Source organism: Streptomyces sp. NPDC107550 (assembly GCF_055639095.1).
In genome coordinates, this window is sequence record NZ_JBVKBC010000001.1 from 218,672 (window position 1) to 239,397 (window position 20,726).

The following is a 20,726-nucleotide window of genomic DNA, read 5'->3' on the forward strand; positions in this document are numbered from 1 at the left end:
ACCCCCGTGTGTCCTCGTGAATCCCCCGTGGAGCACGGCCGGTCCGTGGCCGTCTCACCTCACAAGACGACCGGCGCCCCGGCAAGGTTCCCTGAATGTCCCGTTCCGGACGCGAAGGTCCTGAAACCGGCACCCGGGGCCGCGGGGACGCGGTCGGGCACGAAGCCGTGGGCGCGGCCGGCGAGGTGGTCGGCGCGGTAACGGTCCACGGTGGCGTGCCAGTTCAGGATGCCCGCCATCCAGTCGCGCAGGCTCCGCACGTAGCCGTCCATGATCTCGCGGGCCTCCCGCCTCAGGTGGAGGTCGTCGTACAGGACGGGCAGTTCGCGCGCGACGATGTGCTCGAACTGGCGCATGCGCTGGGTCATCAGGTCGTGGACGATCCTCAGCGCGGCCGGGTAGTCGGCGCCGAAGAAGTTCTGCACGACGAGGACGGCGTTGTGCAGCTCGCCCTCGTACTCGATCTCCTTCTGGTACGAGTACACGTCGTTGGCCAGGCACGCGTAGTCGGCCGCCGCGTTCTCCAGGGCGCGGACGGAGCCGCTGCGGTACACCTGGGGCGGCACGGCGGGGCCGTGGCCCATGCGGCACAGGCTCATCGTGAGGTCGGAGCCGAAGGTGGCGCGGCGCATCTCCAGATAGTCGACGGGGTCGGGGACGCGGTTCTGGAGCTGGTTGGCGGCCTCCCACAGCCAGCTCTCGGTCATGACCTCCACGGAGTCCTTGAAGGCGCGGCGCCGCGCGGGCGGCATGGTGGCGGTGGTCGCGGTCCACAGCTCGCCGAGCGCGCGTTCCATGGCGTTGGCGGGCGGCGGGGGCGCGGCGCCGTCCAGCGGCATGCAGGCGGACAGGCGTGCCGTGCACGCGCGCGCGCCCGCGAGGTCGCCCCGGCGCCCGAACACCAGCGGGTAGTAGTCGTCGGCGTACGTGCCCCAGGTCAGCCAGCGCGCGCTCAGGTCGAGGGCGTCGCGGTCGCCGTCCGGGTCGATGCCCGCGGAGCACAGCGCGAGGTCGGCGGCGGCGAACTTGTCCTCGTCCCAGACCCCTTCGGAGAGCAGGCCCATCGACCGCGCCCAGGGCAGCAGCCGTTCGCGGGCGCCCGCGAGGCCCCGGTTGAGCCGCAGCTCGAACGGCATGTCGATGTCCGGGATCACGGACGGGCCGACCTTCTGGAACGGCACGTGCGCGTAGCGGCGCAGACGCTCGGCGCCGAGGTCGTGGAGCAGCCCGCTGACGTCGGCGGTGGCGGTGCCCGGGCCGCTCGGCGTGGTCCAGGGCGCGGCCGGCGCGACGGCGCCCTCGTTCATGTAGCGGCTGGAGCGCAGGTGCCACTCGTGGCCGCCGGACTGCCAGTCCTGGAGGCCGCGCGTGTACGCGCCGACGGCGGCCACCTCCTCGGGGGTGAGGCCCTTGTCGACGGCGAGGGCGGGGACCTCGGTGAGCGCGGTGTGCTCGAACTGGTGGAGGCGGGAGGTGAGCACGTCGTTGACGGCCTCGGCTGCCTCCTGCGTACCGCAGCCGAAGAACGTCTCCAGGACGAGGACGCCGTTGGACAGTTCGCCCTCGTCGCACACCTCGCGCTCGTAGGAGAACAGGTCGTTGCGCAGGTGGACGGCGTCGGAGAAGGTCTCCATGAGGACGCGCAGCGGGCGGCTGCGGGCGACGGCGTCCGGGACCTCGGCGGTCGCGTACTCGACGAGCCCGGCCGACCAGGGCGCGCCGCCGACCTTGCGGCGCATCTCGATGTACTCGACGGGGTTGGCGACGCGCCCCTCGTCCATGTTGGACAGCTCCCACATGGACTCGTTGAGCAGGTTCTCGGTGGACTCGGCGAACCGGCGCCGCCAGCCGTGCGACATGGCGGGCACGGTGCGCCGCCACAGGTCGATCAGGCCGGCCTCCACCGGGTTGCGCGGTTCGGGCACGGGCGTGTCGAGGTCCATCGGCATGAACAGGGGCAGCCGCGCGAGGTGCCGTTTGCCGCCCTCGCGGTCGTTGGTGCGCTTGAACATGTCGAGGAAGTGGTCGTCGAAGAAGAACACCCACACGTACCAGTCGGTGATCAGCGACAGCGCGGGGCCGTCGCAGTCGGGGTGCGTGTACGCGCACAGCAGCCCGTAGTCGTGGGCGTCGAGGTCGCTGCGCTCCCACACGCCGCTGCCCTCCAGCATCCCCATCGCGCGGGCCCAGTCGGCGCTGTGGGCGCGCGCCTCGTCGAGGTGCGGGTTGAGCCGCGCCGGGTGGGGCATGTAGAAGCGCGGCAGGCGGAACGGCTGCGTGGACTGCTGTGTCATGTGCGCGGCCTTACCCAGCGCCCCGTCCGGCCATCCGGCGGCACGGCGATGATCGCTCCATCGCGTGAACCGTCGACTGTTCCGCCCCGCGCGCGGGAAGTTCCTGCTTCCGGCCCTCCAACCGGGCCGCCGCCCGCAACCCCGGGCGGGTTCGTTCCCGTACGAGAAGGAGGGCCGCCCGTGCGTACGCGCGTGTCCCGCATGCTTGTTCCCGCGACCGCCGCCCTAGGGCGTGTCCGCAAAGTCCCGTCTGCCCCGCGACGCCTGGCACGCACTCTCGCCGCACCGGGCGTAAGGCCAAGTACATCCAGTACGAGGCCTTGCCCCCGGCACGCCGAGAGCACGCACCAGACGCCGCGGGGCCGTCCTTCGGACGACGACGGGACTTTGCGGACACGCCCTCGCGCTGACCCTGCTTCCGGCCCCGGCTTTCGCCGCCCCCGCCACCGCCGCCCCCGCCACCGCCGCCGGGGCCCCGCCCGTGACCGCGCCGTCCGGTGCCGTGCTCGTGCCGCCCGCGCGCCTCGCCGCCGACCGGGTGGCGCTGGCCGACAAGGTCGCCGCCGCGAAGTACGGCACCGAGGCGCCGATCGACGACCCTGCGCGCGAGCGGCAGATCCTGGACGACGTGGCGGCCCGCGCGGGCGCCCTCGGCGTCGATCCGGGGTTCGCGCGGGCGGTGTTCCGGGATCAGATCGAGGCCAACAAGGCGGTGCAGCGCGGCCTGTTCGCGCGCTGGGACGCCCACCCGGGGCAGCGTCCGGCGCACCGGCCCGACCTCGCGCGCGAGGTGCGCCCGGCGCTGGACCGGATCACGGCGGCCCTGCTGGACGCGCTGGCGCGCGTGACGCCCGTACGCGCGTCCCCGGCGTGCGCCCCGGTGCTGACCGCGTCGGCGCTGCGCGAGGCCCGCGCCCACGGCTTCGACGCCCTGCACGTACGGGGGTTGGCGCGGGCGCTGGCGTCGGTGTGCGCGGCGCCCGGCCGGTGAGGGTCAGGCGGCCCAGTGGGAGGGGCGGGCGAGGCCGGCCGGGAGCCGGGTGGCGCTGTCGCCGCGCGCCGCGTCGAGCTGGGCCCGCGTGACGAAGAGGGCGCCGGTCAGATCGGCGCCGGACAGGCGGGCGTCCCGCAGGTCCGCGCCGATGAGGTCGGCGTGGCGCAGGTCGGCGCCGGTCAGGTCGGCGGCGACGAGGAGCGCGCCGCGCAGGGTGGCGCCGCGCAGGTCGGCCTTGCGCAGCCGGGCGCCGAACAGGTCGGCGCCCCGGTGGTCGCGGCGGCGGCCGGGGACGTGGGCGGCGCGTTCCAGCTCGCTCGCGCGCAGCAGCAGGGCGTTGACCTTCTCGCGCAGGGCGGGCACGTCGGCGGCGAGGACGGTCGCGGCGTCCGCGCGCGTGAGGGCGTCGAGGTCGGCGCGGGCCGCGCGGGCGGCGGTGTGGACGGGCGCCGCGTGCCGCATCTCCAGGACGTCCGTGAGGTACCACAGCAGTTCGTGCAGGTGCCGCATGACGGGGAAGACCTCGTACATGGTGCGGGCGGTGTCGGGCCGTTCGCGCCAGCTGACGCCCTCGAAGGTGACCTGTGAGACGCGCTGTCCGGCGCCGAAGCAGTCGAAGACCGTGCACCCGGGGTAGCCCTCCTCCCGCAGCCGCGCGTGGATGCCGCAGCCGAAGTCCTCGCGGAGGTTGTGGCAGGGGGTGCCCGCGCTCTTGTTCCGTGCGAAGTCCTGGGATTTGGCGAACGGCAGGGCGACGCAGCACAGGCCGAAGCAGGAGCCGCAGTCGGCCGCGAGCGCGGTCCGGTCGGCGGGGGCCACGGGGCGGGCGTCGGCGGAGGCGTCGGCGTCGGTCACGCGCCCCATTGTCACCCACCAGGCGTACGCCCCTCATCGCCCGCCCCGGCACGCCCGCACCCGCGCCCCGCAGGGGACGCACCGCCCTCCCGTCACCCGCCACCCGCCACCCGTCACCCGTCACCCGTCACCCGTCACACGCAGGACGTACCGCCCTCTTGTGGCCCGGCGCTGGCCGCGTCACCGTGTATCGCATCCGGAACCGCCCGCCCACGCCCCGGGAGTCGACGTGGCCTCCAGCTTCCATCTGCCCCATGAACTGCGCGGCGAGGGGCCGCACAAGGTGATCGCCGTGCACGGCTGGTTCGCGGACCGTTCCGCGTACGCGCCGGTCGCGGCGGACCTGGACCGGGAGTCGTTCACGTACGCGCTCGTGGATCTGCGCGGCTACGGCGAGGCCAGGGACGTGCCCGGCGCGTACACGACGGCCGAGGGCGCGGCGGACGTGCTGGACCTCGCTGACCGGCTCGGCTGGGAGCGGTTCTCGCTGATCGGGCACTCGATGGGCGGCGCGGTCGCGCAGCGCGTGGTGGCCCTCGCCAGGGAGCGGCTGCGGCGGCTCGTGGGCGTCTCGCCGGTGCCCGCGTCGGGGCTCGCGCTGCCGCCCGAGCAGTGGGAGCTGTTCTCGACGGCGGACACCCGGCCCGAGCACCGGCGGGCGATCCTCGACGTGACGACGGGCGGGGTGCGCCCGGCGGCCTGGCTGGACCGGATGGTGGCGCGCTCCCTCGCGTGCAGCGACGTGAAGGCGTTCCGGGCCTGGCTCGACTCGTGGACCGGCGACGACTTCCACGAGGACGTCGAGGGTGCGCCGACGCCCGCGCTCGCGGTCACCGGGCAGCTCGACCCGGCGCTGTCGGCGGAGCTGACGCGCGGCACCTGGCTGCGCTGGTTCCCGCACGGCGAGCTGGTCGATCTGCCGGTGTGCGGGCACTACGCGATGGACGAGGCGCCGCTCGCGCTGATCCGGGTGGTGGAGGACTTCCTGCGGGCGGACGGCGCGTGAGCGTGCCCGCGCCGCACGCCCCGGCCGTCCCTGACGTGTTCGACCCGCGCGTATACGCGCGCGGGGTGCCACACGAGCGCTACCGGGTGCTGCGCGCGCACCACCCGGTGTCCTGGCAGGAGGAGCCGGCGGTGCTCGGCTGGCCGGAGGGCCCGGGGTTCTGGGCCGTGGCCCGGCACGCGGACGTGGTGCGGGTACTGAAGGACGCGGAGACGTTCTCCTCGCACCTGGGGGCGACGCAGATCCGCGACCCGGACCCGGCGGACCTGCCGTTCATCCGGAGCATGATGCTGAACCAGGACCCGCCCGCGCACGGCCGGCTGCGGCGCCTGGTCAGCCGGGCGTTCACGCCGCGCCGTGTCGCCGCGTTCGAGGCGGCGGCGCGCGAGCGGGCCCGCGCCCTGCTGCGGGCGGCGCTCGCCGCGCCGGACGGCGACACGGTGGACCTGGTCGCGGCGGTCACCGACGACTACGCGCTGCTGAACCTCGCGGAGCTGCTCGGCGTCCCGGAGTCCGACCGGCACCTGATGCTGCACTGGACGCGCCGCGTGATCGGCTACCAGGACCCCGACGAGGCCCCGGCCGCCGACGGGAGCGGGGACCCGCCCCAGGACCCGCGCTCGCCCTCCGCGCTCGCCGACATGTTCGCGTACGCCGCCGCGCTCGCCGCCCACAAGCGGGCGCACCCGGCGGACGACGTGATGACGACGCTGGCCGAGGACGGCGAACTGAGCGCCGCCGAACGGCAGATGTTCTTCTTCCTGCTGACGATCGCGGGCAACGACACGGTCCGCAGCGCCGCCCCGGGCGGTCTCGCCCTGCTGGCCCGGGACCCGGCCGCGTACGCCCTGCTGCGGTCGGGCCGTGCGGACCTCGGGCGGGCGACGGACGAGCTGCTGCGCCGCCATCCGCCGGTGCTGACGTTCCGCCGTACGGCGGTACGGGACACGACGCTGGCCGGGACGCGGGTGCGGCGCGGCGACAAGGTCGTCGTGCTGCATGCCAGTGCCAACCACGACGAGGAGGTCTTCGCCGACCCGTTCGCCCTGGACCTGGGCCGGGCGCCCAACCCGCAGGTCTCCTTCGGCGACGGCCCGCATGTGTGCCTGGGCGCCCACTTCGCCCGCCTCCAGCTCCGCGTGCTCTACGCGGAGGTGGCGCGGGCGCTGCCGGAGCTGGCCCTGGCGGGCGAACCGCGCCGCCTGGTGTCGAACTTCATCAACGGCGTGAAGGAACTGCCGGTACGGCGGCCCTGAGCGGACTCACGCGGGACTGCCGGTGCGGCGGTCCTGAGCGGACTCACGCGGGACTGCCGGTGCGGCGGTCCTGAGCGGACTCACGCGGGACTGCCGGCACGGCTGCCCCGCGCGGGCTCACTCGCCGACGGGCTCCAGGCGCAGCGAGACGGAGTTGATGCAGTAGCGCTGGTCCGTCGGGGTGGGGTAGCCCTCACCCTCGAACACATGTCCGAGGTGCGAGCCGCAGCGCGCGCAGCGCACCTCGGTGCGGACCATGCCGTGCGAGCGGTCCTCGATCAGCTCGACGGCGTCGGAGTCCTTCGGGTCGTAGAACGACGGCCAGCCGCAGTGCGACGCGAACTTCTCCGTGGACGTGAACAGCTCGGCGCCGCAGGCCCGGCACGCGTACACACCGCGCGTGGTGGTGTCGGTGTACTCGCCGGTGAACGCGGGCTCGGTCCCGGCCTGGCGCAGCACCGCGTACTCGGCGGGGCTCAGCTCCGCGCGCCACTGCTCGTCCGGCTTCTCGATGTCGTACGCCATGTCGGCCACTCCCTCTGGCTAGCGCTTGGCGAGCTGGTCCAGGATGCGCGGGCCCAGCTCCGTGACGTCTCCCGCGCCCATGGTGAGAACGAGATCGCCGGGCTTGGCCATTCCCGCGACGGCGGTGACGGCGGCGTCCTTGTCGGGGGCGGCCTGCACGTCGGCGCCCGCGGCACGGGCCGCGTCGATGATCAGGGCGCTGGTGATGCCGGGGATCGGGTCCTCGCGCGCCGGGTAGATGTCGAGGACGACGGAGGCGTCGGCGAGGGCGAGGGCCTGGCCCATCTCCGTGCCCAGCTCCTGGGTGCGGGAGAACAGGTGCGGCTGGAACAGGACGAGGATGCGGGCGTCACCGGCGGCGGCGCGCATGGCCTCCAGGTCGGCGCTCATCTCGGTGGGGTGGTGCGCGTAGGAGTCGATGACCTGGACGCCGTCGACCTCGCCCTTGAGCTGGAGGCGGCGCTTGACGCCGGTGTACGACTTGAGCGCGGAGGCGAGGTTGCGCGCGGGGATGCCGAGGGCGACGCCCGCGGCGAGGGCGGCGACGGCGTTGTGCGCGTAGTGGCGGCCGGGGACCGAGACGGTGAAGGTGAGCAGCTTGCCGTCGAGCAGGACGGTGACCTCGCTGGTCAGACCGCGCGGGGTGATCTTGTGGATGCGGATGTCGGCGGACTCGGACTCGCCGTAGGTGACGACCTTCAGGGAGGTCGCCTCGCGCACCCGGCGGGTCAGTTCGGCGGCGCCGGCCTGGTCGGCGGCGACGACGAGGGTGCCGCCGGGGACGATCTTGGAGGTGAACGTCTCGAAGGACTCGTAGATCTCGTCCATCGACGCGTAGTTGGCGTGGTGGTCGAGTTCGACGTTGAGGACGATGGCGACTTCCGGCGCGTACTTGTGGAAGCTGCGGTCGGACTCGTCGGCCTCGGCGACGAAGATCTCGCCCTCGCCGTGCAGCGCGTTGGAGCCGGGCGCGTCGAGGTCGCCGCCGATGGCGTAGGAGGGGTCGAGGCCGAGCGAGGACAGGGAGACGGCCAGCATCGACGTGGTGGTCGTCTTGCCGTGGGTGCCGGCGACGGCGATCGGGCGCAGGCCCGCCATGAGCCCGGCGAGCGCGTCGGAGCGGTGCACGACGGGGATGCCGAGTTCCTTGGCGCGGGCCAGCTCGGGGTTGTCCTCGCGGATCGCGGAGGAGACGACGACGCAGGTGGTGTCGTCGGCGACGTGGGCCGCGTCGTGGCCGATGTGCACGGTGACGCCCTGGGCGCGCAGCGCGTCGGCGGTGGCGGACTCGCGGGCGTCGCTGCCGGCGACCCGGGCGCCGCGCTGGGCGAGGATCTTGGCGATGCCCGACATGCCGGCGCCGCCGATGCCGATGAAGTGCGGTCGGTCCATGGCGGCTGTGGTGGCGGGCAGGCCGGGTGCCATAGGTGTTTCTCCCCTGGGGTCCTCGGGCGTCCTCACCCGGGGGCCGGGCGGACGCCATGACGGCGGAACGGGGCCCAGCCTATTGCCTGGCCCCGTCCGCTTCGCACGCCGCGCTGCGGCGACGGTTCACGCCTTGTTGTACGAGAACAGCTTGAGGACCGGCACGCCGACCTTGTGGCGGGCGCGGGAGGCCCAGTCGCGGTGGAAGAACTCCTCGACGTAGTGCGGGTCGGTCAGGACGATGACCTCGTCGGCGCCGGTCTCCTCGGCGAGGGCCTTGAGGGCGTCCAGGGGGTGTTCCTCGACGAGACGTCCCTCGGCGGAGCAGCCCGCCTGGTGCAGGGCCGCGAGGGAGACGGCGAGGGCGCGCTCGGCGGGGGCCTTGGCCTCGTCGCCCTCGGGCACCTCGTGCTCGCGGGCGGCCTCGTCCAGTTCGCCCATGGCGACGTCGTCGATGGCCCGCAGCAGGCGGTCGGCCTGGTCGCCGCGGGGCTGGAGGAGCACGTGGAAGGAGACCTCCTCGTCTCCGTGCAAGGTGGTGACGAACTCCACGTCTGCGGACGTCAGGGCCTTCTCGATCATCAACACGCTCTTGAACACGACGGGTGCCCTTCTTCTTCCGTCCGCGGGCCGTCCTGCGACGGCCGTGAGGACCTGCGGAAACCATCCTGCCCCGTGCGCGCACGGGGTCTGCGAGTTTTAGTGTGCCCAGCGGAAGCTAAACGGAACGAGTCATTCCGCCGAATGTCGCGTCCGACGGTATCGGGTGAAGAGGAAACCGTCCTCCTCCAGAAGAGATGCCAGCTCGAAACGTTCCGGCACGGTGAGGGCCGAGCCGCCGGCGATGCGCTGCGCGTCGCCCGCCGTGAGCATCGGCGAGAGGGTCAGGCACAGCTCGTCGAGCACCTGTGCGGCCACGAACTGTCCGAGCAGATGAGGGCCGCCCTCGGTGAGCAGCCGGCGATGTCCGAGGTCAGCGAGGGCGCGCACGGCCCGCGCCGGGTCGACGGCCGCGCCCTCCCCCGCGAGCAGCACCTCGGCGCCCGCCCCGCGCGCCGCCTCCTGACGCTTTCGCGGGGAGCCCGCGCCGGTGATCACGAGCGTCGGGACGAGCGGATCGGAGAAAAGCGGAAGCTCGAAATCCAGGTCGAGGCTCGCACTGATCACCGCGATGGCGGGGGCCGCCGGCTGCCCCGCGGCGGCCCGGCGCGCGAGGAACGCCTCGCGCGCCCGCGCCGGCCGGTACCCCTCCTGGCGGACGGTCTGCGCGCCGACGACCACGACGTCCGCGAGACCGCGCAGCGTGCCGAAGATCCGCATGTCGGCGGGGCAGGAGATGGGCTGGGAGCGGCCGTCGTGCTGGGCCGCTCCGTCGAGGGTGGAGACCATGTTGGCGCGCAGCCACACATCGCCGCCCCCGGCGCCCGGCGCGGGCTCCGGATAGGCGTAGGCGTCGGCCAGCTCGTCGAGGGACCCCTCACGCCCCTCGGACCCCTCACGCCTCTCGGCCCCCTCACGGGCCTTGCGGCCCTCGTGATCTGCTGTTTCGTACGTCACAGGGAACAGGCGTCGCATGACGTGCAGTGTGACATGCCCACTAAGCTGAGGAACTGTGTCGTCCTCCACCGAAACCACCGCCACCGGGTCGCCGCGCGCGGGACTGAACCCGACGTCCGACGCGCCGCTGTCCCTGTGCGCCCGCGAGCCGCACGTCCCCGCTGAGCGGCTGGTCGCCGAGATGGTGCCGCCGCCGCGGTTCAGCGCGGCGCGCTTCGACACGTACATCCCGGACCCGGACCAGCCGAGCCAGACGCAGGCCGTCGAGGTGCTCAGCTCGTTCGCGGCGGGCCTCGGCGGGGCGCACGCGTCCGGCGCGGGCCGCAAGCGCGGTCTGTTCGGCTTCGGCAAGAAGGCCGCCGCCCCCAGCGGGCCGCGTGGTGTCTACCTCGACGGCGGCTACGGCGTCGGCAAGACGCACCTGCTCGCCTCCCTGTGGCACGCGACGCCGGCCGAGCCCGCCGCGAAGGCGTTCGGCACGTTCGTGGAGCTGACGAACCTCGTGGGCGCGCTCGGCTTCCAGCAGACGGTGAAGACGCTGAGCGGGCACCGCCTGCTGTGCATCGACGAGTTCGAGCTGGACGACCCGGGCGACACGGTCCTCGTCTCCACGCTGCTCGGCAAGCTCGTCGAGGCGGGCGTCGCGCTCGCCGCCACGTCGAACACGCTGCCCGGCAAGCTCGGCGAGGGCCGTTTCGCCGCCGCCGACTTCCTGCGCGAGATCCAGGGCCTGTCCGCGCACTTCCGCCCGCTGCGCATCGACGGCGAGGACTACCGCCACCGGGGGCTGCCCGAGGCGCCGCCGCCGTTCTCCGACGAGCAGGTCACGAAGGCCGCGTACGCGACGCCCGGCGCCTCGCTCGACGACTTCCCGCACCTGCTCGGCCATCTGGCCAAGGTCCACCCGAGCCGCTACGGCGCGCTCACCGACGACCTGGCCGCCGTCTGTCTCACCGAGGTCTCCCCGGTGCCCGACCAGTCGACGGCGCTGCGCCTGGTCGTCCTCGCGGACCGGCTCTACGACCGGGAGATCCCGGTGCTCGCGTCGGGCCGCCCGTTCGACGAGCTGTTCAGCGAGGAGATGCTGAAGGGCGGCTACCGCAAGAAGTACTTCCGCGCGATATCGCGCCTGACGGCCCTCGCCCGCGACGCGAAGGACCTCGTACGGGACTGAACTCCGGTGCGCCGGCACTGGATCCGGCGCCTCGATCCCTGCGGCCGCCCGCTTGAGGCGTGGTTCCCGTGGCGTGTGGTGCGTGGTAGACACGGCCTGGTCACAGGTCCTGTCCGCCAGCAGGAGGTTGCCGCATGTCCGAGTCACGCTCGTACGCGACAAGACGTCAGGTTCTGGCCCGCACCGGCGCGTCGGTCGCCGGGATCGCCTTCGCCGGTCAGCTCTCCGAACTGTTCGCCGGGTCGGCCGCCGCGCAGGGGCGCGGCGGCTACGGCCCGCTGGTGCCCGACCCGGCCGGCCTGCTCGACCTGCCGAAAGGGTTCCGCTACAAGGTCCTCTCGCGCGAGGGCGACCCGCTGCGCTCCGGCGAGGGCCGGGTGCCGAGCAACCACGACGGGATGGCCGCGTTCGCCGGCCGGTCCGGCCGCGTCCACCTCGTGCGCAACCACGAGAACCGCGTCACCGCCAAGCTCCCCGTGCCGACCGTTCCGGGGCTTACGTACGACCCGCGGGGAAAGGGCGGCTGTACCGCGCTGACCCTCGACCGGCGCGGCGAGGTGATCTCCGAGCGGGTCGCCATCGCGGGCACCGCCGTCAACTGCGCTGGCGGGCCCACCCCGTGGGGTACGTGGCTGACCTGCGAGGAGACCGAGGACCGGGCCGGCACCAACGGCTACACCAAGGACCACGGGTTCGTCTTCGAGGTGGACCCCGCCGACCCGCACCGCTCGGGCGCGGTGCCGCTGAAGGCGCTGGGCCGCTTCCAGCACGAGGCGGTGGCCATCGACCCTCGCCGGGGCGTGGTCTACGAGACGGAGGACGCGTTCCAGTCTCCGTTCGGCCTCTTCTACCGCTTCTTGCCGAACCGGCCGAAGGGCGGCCTCGGCTCGCTGCGGGCGGGCGGCACGCTCCAGGCGATGCGGGTGCCGGGCGTGCCCGACCTGTCGGCGGTCCAGGAGACCGGCGCGGTCTTCCACGGCGTCGAGTGGGTCGACGTACCCGACCCGCTGGCGGCCACGACCCCCGTCCGCAACCAGGACTTCGGGCCGAAGGGCATCACGCACGCGCAGAAGCTGGAGGGCTGCTACTGGGGCGGGACCTGCGTGTACTTCGTGTCGTCGTTCGCGCGCAGCCGCGAGGGCTCGGCCGCCGACCACTTCGGCCAGATCTGGCGCTACGACCCGGCGGCCCGCCGGCTCACCCTCGTCGTCGTCTTCGGCCCGGCGACGGACGTCCGGTTGCCCGGCGAGGAACCGGACAACATCTGCCTCGCGCCCGGCGGTGGCCTGATGGTGTGCGAGGACGGCGAGGGCGCCCAGCACGTGTTCGGCGTGACGCGCGCGGGCGAGGTGTACCCGATGGCGCGGGGCCGGCAGAACATCGGGACGGCGGAGAAGCCGGAGTGGGGCGAGTTCGCGGGCGTCACCTTCGCCCCGGACGGCTCGACGATGTACGTGAACTGCTACACGCCCGGCACGACGTTCGCGGTGACCGGACCGTTCCACCGGTGACACGCCCTAGCGCACGAGTAGCGCGCCGGGGCCCGGCGGCGCACGATCGCAGTACCTGACGGAAGGGGCGCGCGGTGGCGGAGGGCGACGACGAGGGCGGCTGGCGCGAGGCCGCCGCGCCGAGCGAGCTGCTGCGCGTCCCGGCCGGGGCGGTCGATCTCGGCGCGTACGACACGCGGGCGGTGCCCGGCGGCCCCCGCGACAAGAAGGAGGGCGCCGAGCTGATCGCCCGGACGGGTGAACGGCTCGCGGCGCTCCAGGAGCGGCTGTGGGCGGCGGGCACGGCCGGCGACCGGCGCCGGGTGCTGCTGATCCTCCAGGGCATGGACACCAGCGGCAAGGGCGGCACGGTCAAGCACGTCATCGGCCGGCTCAACCCGTCGGGCTGCCGGGTCCGCGCGTTCAAGGCGCCGACCGCCGAGGAGCGGGAGCACTCGTTCCTGTGGCGCATCGCCAAGGCGCTGCCCGAACCCGGCGAGATCGGCATCTTCGACCGCTCCCACTACGAGGACGTCCTCGTGGCCCGCGTCCGGCACCTCGTCCCGGCCGCGCAGATCGAGCGCCGCTACGAGAAGATCAACCGCTTCGAGCGCTCCCTCACCGACGCGGGCGTCACCGTCGTCAAGTGCTTCCTGCACCTGTCGTACGAGGAGCAGAAGCGCCGCCTGCTGGCCCGCCTCGACGACCCCGACAAGCACTGGAAGTTCTCGATGGGCGACATCGAGGACCGCGCCCTGTGGCCCGCCTACCGCCAGGCGTACGAGAAGGCCCTGGAGCGGTGCGCGACGCCGGGGGCGCCCTGGTACGTGATCCCCGCCGACCGCAAGTGGTACCGGAACTGGGCGGTGGGCGCGCTGCTGTGCGACCTCCTGGAGCGGCTTGACCCGCGTTATCCGGCGGCGGACTTCGACGTGGCGCAGGCCCGCAGGCGCCTCCTGGAGAGCCCCTGACGCAGGCGGGCACGGCCCTCCTCCCTGACACGCCCGGCGCCCGATGCCCCGCCGTTGGCGCATAGCCGCCGTGTCCGGCCGGGGCGCGCTGGGCAGGGTGCAGCCATGACTGACTCCGCACCCCTCGAACCGTCCACGCCCGCCTGGGAGTTCACCGACGACCGCGGGCACGTCACGGCGGCGCCCGGCCCCCCGGCCCGCGTCGTCGCCTATGTCCAGGCGGGCGCGAGCCTGTGGGACCTCGGCATACGCCCGGCCGCCGTCTTCGGCTCCTTCCACGACGGGGACCGCGTCGACCGCGCCAAGGCGGGCCGGCTCCCCGACGACGTCGGCTACCTGGGCGCGGGCGCCGGGCTCGGTGTGGAGGCCGTGCTCGCGGCGCGGCCCGACCTCGTCGTCGCCCTCACCTACGGCGGCGGACAGGTGTACGGCATCGAGCCCGACACCGCCAAGCACCTCGAAGAACACGTCCCGCTCGTCGTGATCGACGTCGGGCAGGGCCGCACCCTCACCGCGGTGCGGGAAGGGTTCGCCGCGCTCGGCCGCTCGCTCGGCGCCGGCGAGGACCAGGGCGCCCTCACGGACCTGGCCCGGGCCGAGCGGGAACTGGCGCGCGCGGCGCGGACCGCGGGCGGCGCGGCCCGGGTACTGGCCCTCTCCCCCGGCGGCCCGGAGAGCGTGCATCTGGCGCGGCCCGCGAAGTGGCCCGATCTGAGCGCCCTCGGCGGGCTCGGCGTCCGCACGGTGGAGCCGCCCGAGGGGCCCGGCGCCAACTGGCACACCGGCACCTGGGCGGACGTCGCCGAGCTGGGCCCGGACGTGGTCCTCGCCGACGCGCGCGCGAACGCGGCCCGGCCCGAGCTGTACGCCACCGACGCGCAATGGGCGGCCGTCGCGGAACGGGCGGCGGTCATCCCCTGGAACCCGGAGATCCCGGCGAGCGCGCGGGCGCACGCCGCGTTCTTCGACGAGGTGGCGGCGGCACTGCGCGCACGCGGCTGAGCGAACACGGGCTGCGCGCACGGCTGAGCGCCTGGCCGAGCGGACACGGCCACGCGCGCGGCTGAGCGCACGGCCCGGGGGCCGCGCGCTCAGGGACATCGATGCGTACCGAGGCTCAGTCGGCCGGTTCGTCGGGCTCCGGGTCGTCCTCGCGGTGACCGCCCGGCGGGGGCGTCTCGCCGCCCGCCTCGCGGTCCTGCGCGCGGGCGCGCGTGGCGGAGGCGTCCTCACGTCCTGGTTCGGCGCCGGGCACGTCCAGCGGGTCGTCCCCGGAGCCGGCCTGCTGGTCGGGCAGGTCGCGGGGGACGGCGGGCGCCGCCGCTCCCGGTGTCTCGGGCCGTACGTCGGGGCCGATCTCGGGGATGCGGTCGGCGCCGTGCCCGGTCGGGTCGGTGCGGGGCACGCCGGTGCCCCCGGTCTTGTCGGTGTCGCTCACATGCCCTCCCGTCACCGGCCGAGCGCCTTGGCCAGCTCGCTCTTGTTCATCTGCGAACGGCCCTTGATGTTGCGGTCCTTGGCCTCTTCGTAGAGCTGATCGCGGGTCGGTCCGCCCGCGCCCTTGTGGGAGCGCAGTCCGCCGCGCCGGCTGGAGGAGATGTCCTTCTTCGAGGTGCGGCTCGCCGTCTTCGACTCACCGGCCCGCGCCCGCTCCTTGTTCACCGTGCGGGCGGCGATCTCCTTGGCGCGCTTGGTGGACTCGCCGCGGTCGAGCGCGCTGTCCTTGATCTTCTCGTACTGCCGTTCGCGCTTGGCGTTCGATCCGCTCGGCATGATCGGCTCCTCTCCCGTTCGTTCGCCGCCGTCCTGTGGCACCGGACGGCGCGCGGGTCACGAGTACCCCGCTGTGGCGGACCATTCCAGGTGATCGCGCCGAAGGGGCTGGTCCAGGGGGCGGGGGCCAGGGGCGGGGCGCGGCCGGGCCGGGGGTTCGCCAACCCCCGGCCCGGCTTCCCTTCGCTCCCCTGTGGCCTCCCGGCCGGTGCTCCGGGTCCCCGCCGCGGCGCGAACCAAACCCGCGTTTTACGGCGGTCGGGGGCGGGCACCCGGCGCGGCATGCCGTTGCCAGTGAACGAGACGCAAGCCCAGTGGATGGACCGGGCCGCCTGCGTCGGGGAGGACCCGGAGCTGTTCTTCCCCGTCGGCTCGCAGGGCCCCGCCGTCCAGGACGTCCGCGCCGCCAAGCAGATCTGCCGTCGCTGCCCGGTGATGGCCGCGTGCCTGGAGATGGCTGTGGCGACCAGACAGACCACCGGGGTGTGGGGCGGCCTGTCGGAGACGGAGCGCGCCCCGCTCCTGCGCGCCGAACGCCGTCGCGCGCGAGCGGCACGCTGAGCACCCACCCTTCGCGGGGCGGACGCACGTGGGGCGCGGCCCGGGGTTCATCCCCTGGCCGCGCCCCATCGCTGTGCGCGCCACGTTCGCCGTCGTCCACGGGGCTCCCACGAGCCCGCGCGACACCCGTACGGCAAGCCTGTACGTCACTCCTGTACGTCACCGCTGTACATCGCTGCTGTACGGCAACTCCCGTACGTCACTGCCGTACGGGCCGCTCGCAGGGGCGGCGGGCGCCGGGCGGACGAGCCGGGCCGGGCCGGGCCGGATCGGCGGTCCCGTCCAGGACCGCCGATCCGACCCGGCCGCCGCCGTCAGGTCCTGCCGGGGCCGCCGCTGCCGAAGGAGCCGCTGCTGTTGCGGCCCCAGCGGCGCGGCCGCTGGTCCTCGGCGCGCTTGGTGCCGGCCGTGCCCTGGCCGTGGAGCTCGTGCGGGGTCAGCCGCTCGCGCCCGTCGTCGGTGCGGGGCATCTCGTCCGGCTCGCGCATCTCCCGCACCTCGTGCACGGGACCGTCGGGCGGGAGTTTTGGCTGCTCAGCGGGGGTAGGGGGGTCCGGCTCGCGTCGCTTGAGCCTGATTCCGAGCCAGACGGCCCAGACCAGGGCCACCGCGATGACGAGGCCGCCGATAAATGCGATCGAGGCATGCATGTCCCCCGGGTACCCACCCCTCCGCGATCAACCCTTCCCCTGTACATATCGGGACATATCCCCTCGAACAGCGCACCCTGGGTGGCGTGAGCGGGCGGCACAGGAGGCACCCGCGCGGGGCCGGTCCGCCGCCCGGCGCGATGAGTGACGCCCACCCGGGAGGTCTCCCCTCACGACACCCCACCCCCACCCCCGCCCCACCCCCAGGGAGCCCCCGTGAAAACCCTCTTCGTCTCCTGCCGCGTCACCGACCTGGACCGCTCCCTCGGCTTCTACACGGCCCTGGGCTACGTCGAGCTGGGGCGCGTGCCGCTCCAGGGCGCGGACCGGCTCGTCCTGCTCCACTTCCCCGGCGAGCCCGGCCCCTCCCTCGAACTGACGCACCGGCCGGGCGCGGGCCCGGTCGAGGTGGGCGGCTTCGACCATCTGGCGGTCCAGGTGGACGACCTCGCCCTCACGCTGGAGCGGCTGGCCGCGGCGGGTCTCGACCCGGGGCCGGTCCAGCACCCCGGCGGCCCGGACGGACCGCGCACGGCCTGGCTGACCGACCCCGACGGCTACCGCATCGAGCTGGTCCAGTGGCCGCCCGCCCAGCCGAACGGCCCTGTCGCAGCCGACTTCACCTGACCCGACCACGCAAGATGCCGGGTTAGTCGTATTTGTACGGTTATCTTCGCGCCGTGACCAGACCCGCACCCTCACCCTCCGCCCGGCGCCTCCCCGCCGCGTACCGCCTCCCCTCCACGAGCCGCCTCACCGCCGCCGCCCTTCTCGCCGCCCTGGCGCTCGGCGCCGCCGCCTGCGCGGGCCCTGGCACCGACACCCGTAGCGGCGCCGGCACCGGCCACCCCAGAACCCCCGCGCACCCCTCGACGAGCGCTCCCGCCGCGCCCGCGACCCCGAGCCCGCCGCCCACCCTCGCCCCGGGCCCGGACGGGCTGACCCCCGTCTTCCGCTCCGGGGCCCCCGCGCGTCAGCGCACCGTCGCCCTCACCTTCGACGCCGACATGACCTCCGACGAGGGCGCGCGGGCGGCCGCCGGCGAGCACTTCGACAACCCCGGGCTCATCGCGGCGCTGCGCCGCCTGAAGGTGCCCGCGACGGTGTTCATGACGGGCCGCTGGGCCGAGCAGTACCCGGCGCAGGCCCGCTCCCTCGGCACCGACCCGCTGTTCGAGGTCGCCAACCACTCCTACAGCCACCACGCGTTCACCGCCGACTGCTACGGCCTGCCCACGATCCCGCCCTCCGGCATGCGCGCGGACGTCGAACGGGCCTTCGCCGCGTTCCGGCGGGCGGGCGTGCGCCATGTCGTGCCGTACTTCCGCTTCCCCGGCGGCTGCCACGACCGGCGGGCGCTGCGCGCGCTGGCGCCGACGCGGGTGACGGCCGTGCAGTGGGACGTGGTCAGCGGCGACGCGTTCGCCACGGACGCGGCCGCGGTGAGCCGGCAGGTCCTCGACGGGGTGCGGCCCGGCTCGGTCGTCGTACTGCACTGCACGCGCAGCGCGGCCCCGACGACGGAACGCGTCGTGCGCGCGGTCGTGCCCGCGCTGCGCGCCGAGGGCTACCGCTTCGTCCGCGTGTCGAGCCTGATCGCCGCCCGTCGCACGTCCTGACCCCGCCGCACGGCATCCCCGTACCGGCATCCCCGTACGGCATCCCCGTACGCTGGCCGCATGGCTGACGAATCCCGCTCCCCCGCGCCCGGCCGGCCGGGCGGAGGCCCGTTCGCGGAGTGCGTGCTGTGCCGTGAGCCCACGGAGTATCCCGAGGCCACGAAGGGCAGCACGCTCTGCCCGGTCTGCGAGTGGCACGAGGCGCAGCGCACCGCCTGCTCCGGCTGATCCCGCTCCCGTACGGGCCGGTCGGGCGCCCCGCGCTGCTGGCAGACTGGACGGCGTGACCAGCGACGACACCACCCCGCAGACCCGGGCCGCCGAGAGCCCCTTCCGTGACGAGCGCACCGCGCGCGACGAGGCACCGCAGTTCGTGCTGCCGCTCGTCGTGCGCATCGAGCGGGACGCGCCGCCCGCCCGTACCGACGCGCTGGAGGCGGCGGCGCGCGCGGTCCTGGTGATCCTCTCCGACGAGCGCTCCCTCGGCGAGGGCGCCTGGGCGCGGGCGATGCGGGACTGGCAGGACGCCCGCATCCGCAAGGTGGTCCGCCGGGCCAGGGGTGCCGAGTGGCGGCGCGCCGAGGCGCTCGACGGCATCACGGTCACCGGCGGCGGCGAGCACCCGGCGCAGGTGCGGGTCTTCCCGCCCGTTCCGCTGGACGGCTGGCCGAAGGACCTGGCCCGGCTCCAGGTCTCCGGCACGGACCTCGACGACCCCGAGCCGCCGTCCGCGCCCGACCCGGCCGCGCCGGTGCTCTGGCTCAGTCCCGACCTGGACATGACGGCCGGCAAGGCGATGGCGCAGGCCGGGCACGGCGCGCAGCTCGCCTGGTGGGAGCTGTCGGAGGCGGAGCGCAAGGAGTGGCGCGAGGCGGGGTTCCCGCTGGCGGTGCGGGTGGCGGACCGCGAGCGGTGGGCGCCGCTGACGCGGGCGGGGCTGCCGGTCGTGCGGGACGCGGGGTTCACGGAGATCGCCCCCGGGTCGTGCACGGTCGTCGCGGAGGGGCCGCGCGAGGGCGGCCTGCCGACGGGCCTCGGGCGGCTGTAGCGGACGGGGGGCGGGGGCGCGGGAACCTCAAATGTTGCTCTGAACGTCCCCTGCGCGGGGTTCGGTGCCGTCCGCCGGGGCCATGACACCAGCACGCGTGACGCGGCGGGGGGCCGTCGCACCGGCGCGGGAGGGGGAACGACATGAGCGAGGTGCCGCACCTGGGGACCGGCATCGGCTGGCGCCCCGAGATCGCGGACGCGGTCGAGGCGATGGACGGCGTCGAATGGGTCGAGGCCGTCGCCGAGAACCTGTGCCCCGGCCATCTGCCCGACTCCCTGCTGCGGCTGCGCGAGCGCGGGGTGCGGATCGTGCCGCACGGCGTGTCGCTCGGCCTCGGCGGTGCGGAACGGCCCGCCGGACACCGGCTCGCCGCGCTCGCGGAGCGGGCGACCGCCTTGGGCGCGCCGCTGGTCACCGAGCACATCGCGTTCGTGCGGGCGGGCGGCGAACACACCGCGTCGCCGCTCCTGGAGGCCGGACACCTGCTGCCCGTGCCGCGCACCCGCGACGCGCTCGACGTGCTCTGCGAGAACGTGCGGATCGCCCAGGACGCCCTGCCGGTGCCGCTCGCCGTCGAGAACATCGCGGCCCTGTTCGGCTGGCCGGGCGAGGAGTTGACGGAGGGCCAGTTCCTGTACGAGCTGGTGGAGCGCACCGGCGTCCGGCTCCTGATCGACGTGGCGAACCTCCACACCAACCACGTCAACCGGGGCGAGGACCCGGCCAAGGCGCTCGGCGAACTCCCCGTCGAGGCCATCGCGTACGTCCATGTCGCGGGCGGCTACGAGAAGGACGGCGTCTGGCACGACAGCCACGCCCACCCGGTGCCGCCGCCCGTCCTCGACATCCTCGCGGACCTCGCGGGCCGCGTCACCCCGCCCGGGGTCCTCCTGGAGCGCGACGACAACTTCCCCGCCGACACCGGGGAGCTGAGCCGCGAGGTCGCCGTGATCCGCGAGACGGTCAGGGTGGCCGCCCGCGCCCGGACGCGTCCGGCGAGTCTCCCGCAGGCCCCGCCCGCGCCCGCGCTCCGGGAGGAGCCGGTCGCCGGGGCCGTGCGGCAGCGGCTCGGGCTCGCGCAGGCGGCGCTGCTCTCGTCGCTCGTCGCGGGCACCCCCGTGCCGGAGGGCTTCGACGGGGCGCGGCTCGCGGTGCAGGGGCAGGCGCTGGCCCGCAAGCGCGCCGCCGTCGTCGCCAAGGTGGCGCCGGAACTGCCGGAACTGCTCGGCGAGCCGGTGTACCGGGCGGCGTTCCTCGCGTACGCGGCGCGGGCGCCGATGACCGGCGGCTACCGGCAGGACGCGCTGGACTTCGCCGAGGACCTCGTCGTCGAGCGGCGCCTCGCGGACGGCGCCGCGCACCGGGAGCTGACCCGGTGGTGGCTGGAGCGCTCCGGCCCGGCGCCGCTCGCGGGACGGCCGGTGGCGCGGGCGGTACGGGCGGCGCGGTTCGCCCTGCGCCGCCGCTGACGGCATTCCCGTACGGGAACCGCTGCCGGCACCCCCGTACGGGAGGGGCCGTCCTG

The 20,726-nt window shown here is 74.6% G+C and carries 22 protein-coding genes; 13 read left to right on the forward strand and 9 right to left on the reverse strand.

All coding sequences use genetic code 11. The features are described 5' to 3' along the window. Positions 1-59: 59 nt before the first annotated feature. Positions 60-2,294 carry a germacradienol/geosmin synthase Cyc2 gene (gene cyc2 / locus ACZ7LY_RS00980; protein ID WP_471622335.1) on the reverse strand — a complete coding sequence of 745 codons (2,235 nt, stop codon included), beginning with the start codon at positions 2,292-2,294 and terminating at the stop codon, positions 60-62. 412 nt (positions 2,295-2,706) lie between these two features. On the opposite strand from cyc2, the gene ACZ7LY_RS00985 reads away from it, so the two are divergent. Further along, a complete protein-coding gene (locus tag ACZ7LY_RS00985) occupies positions 2,707-3,285 on the forward strand; it encodes a chorismate mutase (RefSeq protein ID WP_471622613.1) in 579 nt (192 codons plus the stop codon). 3 nt (positions 3,286-3,288) lie between these two features. Here the strand turns inward: ACZ7LY_RS00985 and ACZ7LY_RS00990 are convergent, their stop codons facing one another. Then, the gene (locus ACZ7LY_RS00990) at positions 3,289-4,152 is read right to left on the reverse strand and encodes a pentapeptide repeat-containing protein (protein ID WP_471622336.1); all 864 of its coding nucleotides are present in this window, start codon (positions 4,150-4,152) and stop codon (positions 3,289-3,291) included. A gap of 220 nt (positions 4,153-4,372) precedes the next feature. On the opposite strand from ACZ7LY_RS00990, the gene ACZ7LY_RS00995 reads away from it, so the two are divergent. Further along, complete coding sequence (locus ACZ7LY_RS00995) at positions 4,373-5,149, forward strand: alpha/beta fold hydrolase (protein WP_471622337.1); 777 nt, start codon at positions 4,373-4,375, stop codon at positions 5,147-5,149. After that, positions 5,146-6,405, forward strand: a complete 1,260-nt coding sequence (locus ACZ7LY_RS01000; RefSeq protein WP_471622338.1) for a cytochrome P450 — start codon at positions 5,146-5,148, stop codon at positions 6,403-6,405. The genes ACZ7LY_RS00995 and ACZ7LY_RS01000 overlap by 4 nt, the downstream gene beginning before the upstream one ends. A gap of 117 nt (positions 6,406-6,522) precedes the next feature. Here the strand turns inward: ACZ7LY_RS01000 and msrB are convergent, their stop codons facing one another. The 4 genes from msrB to ACZ7LY_RS01020 form a co-directional block, all read right to left on the reverse strand. Then, positions 6,523-6,930 (reverse strand): peptide-methionine (R)-S-oxide reductase MsrB, encoded by a 408-nt coding sequence (gene msrB, locus ACZ7LY_RS01005; RefSeq protein ID WP_471622339.1) that lies wholly within the window; start codon positions 6,928-6,930, stop codon positions 6,523-6,525. Positions 6,931-6,948: 18 nt separating this feature from the next. Further along, a complete protein-coding gene (gene murC / locus ACZ7LY_RS01010; protein WP_471622340.1) occupies positions 6,949-8,355 on the reverse strand; it encodes a UDP-N-acetylmuramate--L-alanine ligase in 1,407 nt (468 codons plus the stop codon). Between the two features lie 126 nt (positions 8,356-8,481). Further along, complete coding sequence (locus ACZ7LY_RS01015; RefSeq protein ID WP_471622614.1) at positions 8,482-8,937, reverse strand: indole-3-glycerol phosphate synthase; 456 nt, start codon at positions 8,935-8,937, stop codon at positions 8,482-8,484. Between the two features lie 150 nt (positions 8,938-9,087). Continuing rightward, positions 9,088-9,930 (reverse strand): pyrimidine reductase family protein, encoded by an 843-nt coding sequence (locus tag ACZ7LY_RS01020; RefSeq protein ID WP_471622341.1) that lies wholly within the window; start codon positions 9,928-9,930, stop codon positions 9,088-9,090. An 85-nt stretch (positions 9,931-10,015) separates the two neighbouring features. Here ACZ7LY_RS01020 and zapE point away from each other — a divergent pair, with 85 nt between their 5' ends. The 4 genes from zapE (at position 10,016) to ACZ7LY_RS01040 (ending at position 14,549) form a co-directional block, all read left to right on the forward strand. Next, complete coding sequence (zapE, locus tag ACZ7LY_RS01025) at positions 10,016-11,086, forward strand: cell division protein ZapE (protein WP_471622615.1); 1,071 nt, start codon at positions 10,016-10,018, stop codon at positions 11,084-11,086. 134 nt (positions 11,087-11,220) lie between these two features. Beyond that, complete coding sequence (locus tag ACZ7LY_RS01030) at positions 11,221-12,597, forward strand: alkaline phosphatase PhoX (RefSeq protein WP_471622342.1); 1,377 nt, start codon at positions 11,221-11,223, stop codon at positions 12,595-12,597. A gap of 74 nt (positions 12,598-12,671) precedes the next feature. Then, positions 12,672-13,547 carry a polyphosphate kinase 2 family protein gene (locus tag ACZ7LY_RS01035; RefSeq protein ID WP_471622343.1) on the forward strand — a complete coding sequence of 292 codons (876 nt, stop codon included), beginning with the start codon at positions 12,672-12,674 and terminating at the stop codon, positions 13,545-13,547. Between the two features lie 105 nt (positions 13,548-13,652). After that, positions 13,653-14,549: a substrate-binding domain-containing protein gene (locus ACZ7LY_RS01040; RefSeq protein WP_471622344.1), complete on the forward strand. Its 897-nt coding sequence runs from the start codon at positions 13,653-13,655 to the stop codon at positions 14,547-14,549. Between the two features lie 115 nt (positions 14,550-14,664). Here the strand turns inward: ACZ7LY_RS01040 and ACZ7LY_RS01045 are convergent, their stop codons facing one another. Then, on the reverse strand, positions 14,665-14,985 hold the full coding sequence (locus ACZ7LY_RS01045) for a hypothetical protein (RefSeq protein WP_471622345.1): 321 nt from the start codon (positions 14,983-14,985) through the stop codon (positions 14,665-14,667). An 11-nt stretch (positions 14,986-14,996) separates the two neighbouring features. After that, positions 14,997-15,320 carry a plasmid stabilization protein gene (locus ACZ7LY_RS01050; protein WP_471622346.1) on the reverse strand — a complete coding sequence of 108 codons (324 nt, stop codon included), beginning with the start codon at positions 15,318-15,320 and terminating at the stop codon, positions 14,997-14,999. Positions 15,321-15,602: 282 nt separating this feature from the next. Here ACZ7LY_RS01050 and ACZ7LY_RS01055 point away from each other — a divergent pair, with 282 nt between their 5' ends. Beyond that, positions 15,603-15,881, forward strand: a complete 279-nt coding sequence (locus ACZ7LY_RS01055) for a WhiB family transcriptional regulator (RefSeq protein WP_471622347.1) — start codon at positions 15,603-15,605, stop codon at positions 15,879-15,881. 314 nt (positions 15,882-16,195) lie between these two features. On the opposite strand, the gene ACZ7LY_RS01060 is transcribed toward ACZ7LY_RS01055, so the two are convergent. Then, on the reverse strand, positions 16,196-16,531 hold the full coding sequence (locus ACZ7LY_RS01060) for a DUF6479 family protein (RefSeq protein ID WP_471622348.1): 336 nt from the start codon (positions 16,529-16,531) through the stop codon (positions 16,196-16,198). 216 nt (positions 16,532-16,747) lie between these two features. Between ACZ7LY_RS01060 and ACZ7LY_RS01065 the strand changes: the two genes are divergently transcribed. The 5 genes from ACZ7LY_RS01065 to ACZ7LY_RS01085 all read left to right on the forward strand — a co-directional run bounded on the left by ACZ7LY_RS01065 (position 16,748) and on the right by ACZ7LY_RS01085 (position 20,670). Then, positions 16,748-17,158 (forward strand): VOC family protein, encoded by a 411-nt coding sequence (locus ACZ7LY_RS01065; protein ID WP_471622349.1) that lies wholly within the window; start codon positions 16,748-16,750, stop codon positions 17,156-17,158. A 152-nt stretch (positions 17,159-17,310) separates the two neighbouring features. Then, positions 17,311-18,150, forward strand: a complete 840-nt coding sequence (locus tag ACZ7LY_RS01070) for a polysaccharide deacetylase family protein (RefSeq protein ID WP_471622616.1) — start codon at positions 17,311-17,313, stop codon at positions 18,148-18,150. Positions 18,151-18,210: 60 nt separating this feature from the next. Next, positions 18,211-18,378: a hypothetical protein gene (locus ACZ7LY_RS01075; RefSeq protein WP_471622350.1), complete on the forward strand. Its 168-nt coding sequence runs from the start codon at positions 18,211-18,213 to the stop codon at positions 18,376-18,378. 55 nt (positions 18,379-18,433) lie between these two features. Beyond that, positions 18,434-19,198 (forward strand): peptidyl-tRNA hydrolase, encoded by a 765-nt coding sequence (locus ACZ7LY_RS01080; protein WP_471622351.1) that lies wholly within the window; start codon positions 18,434-18,436, stop codon positions 19,196-19,198. A 143-nt stretch (positions 19,199-19,341) separates the two neighbouring features. Further along, entirely contained in the window at positions 19,342-20,670 is a 1,329-nt protein-coding gene (locus ACZ7LY_RS01085; RefSeq protein ID WP_471622352.1) for an MbnB/TglH/ChrH family RiPP precursor modification enzyme, read from the forward strand. Positions 20,671-20,726 lie beyond the last annotated feature (56 nt).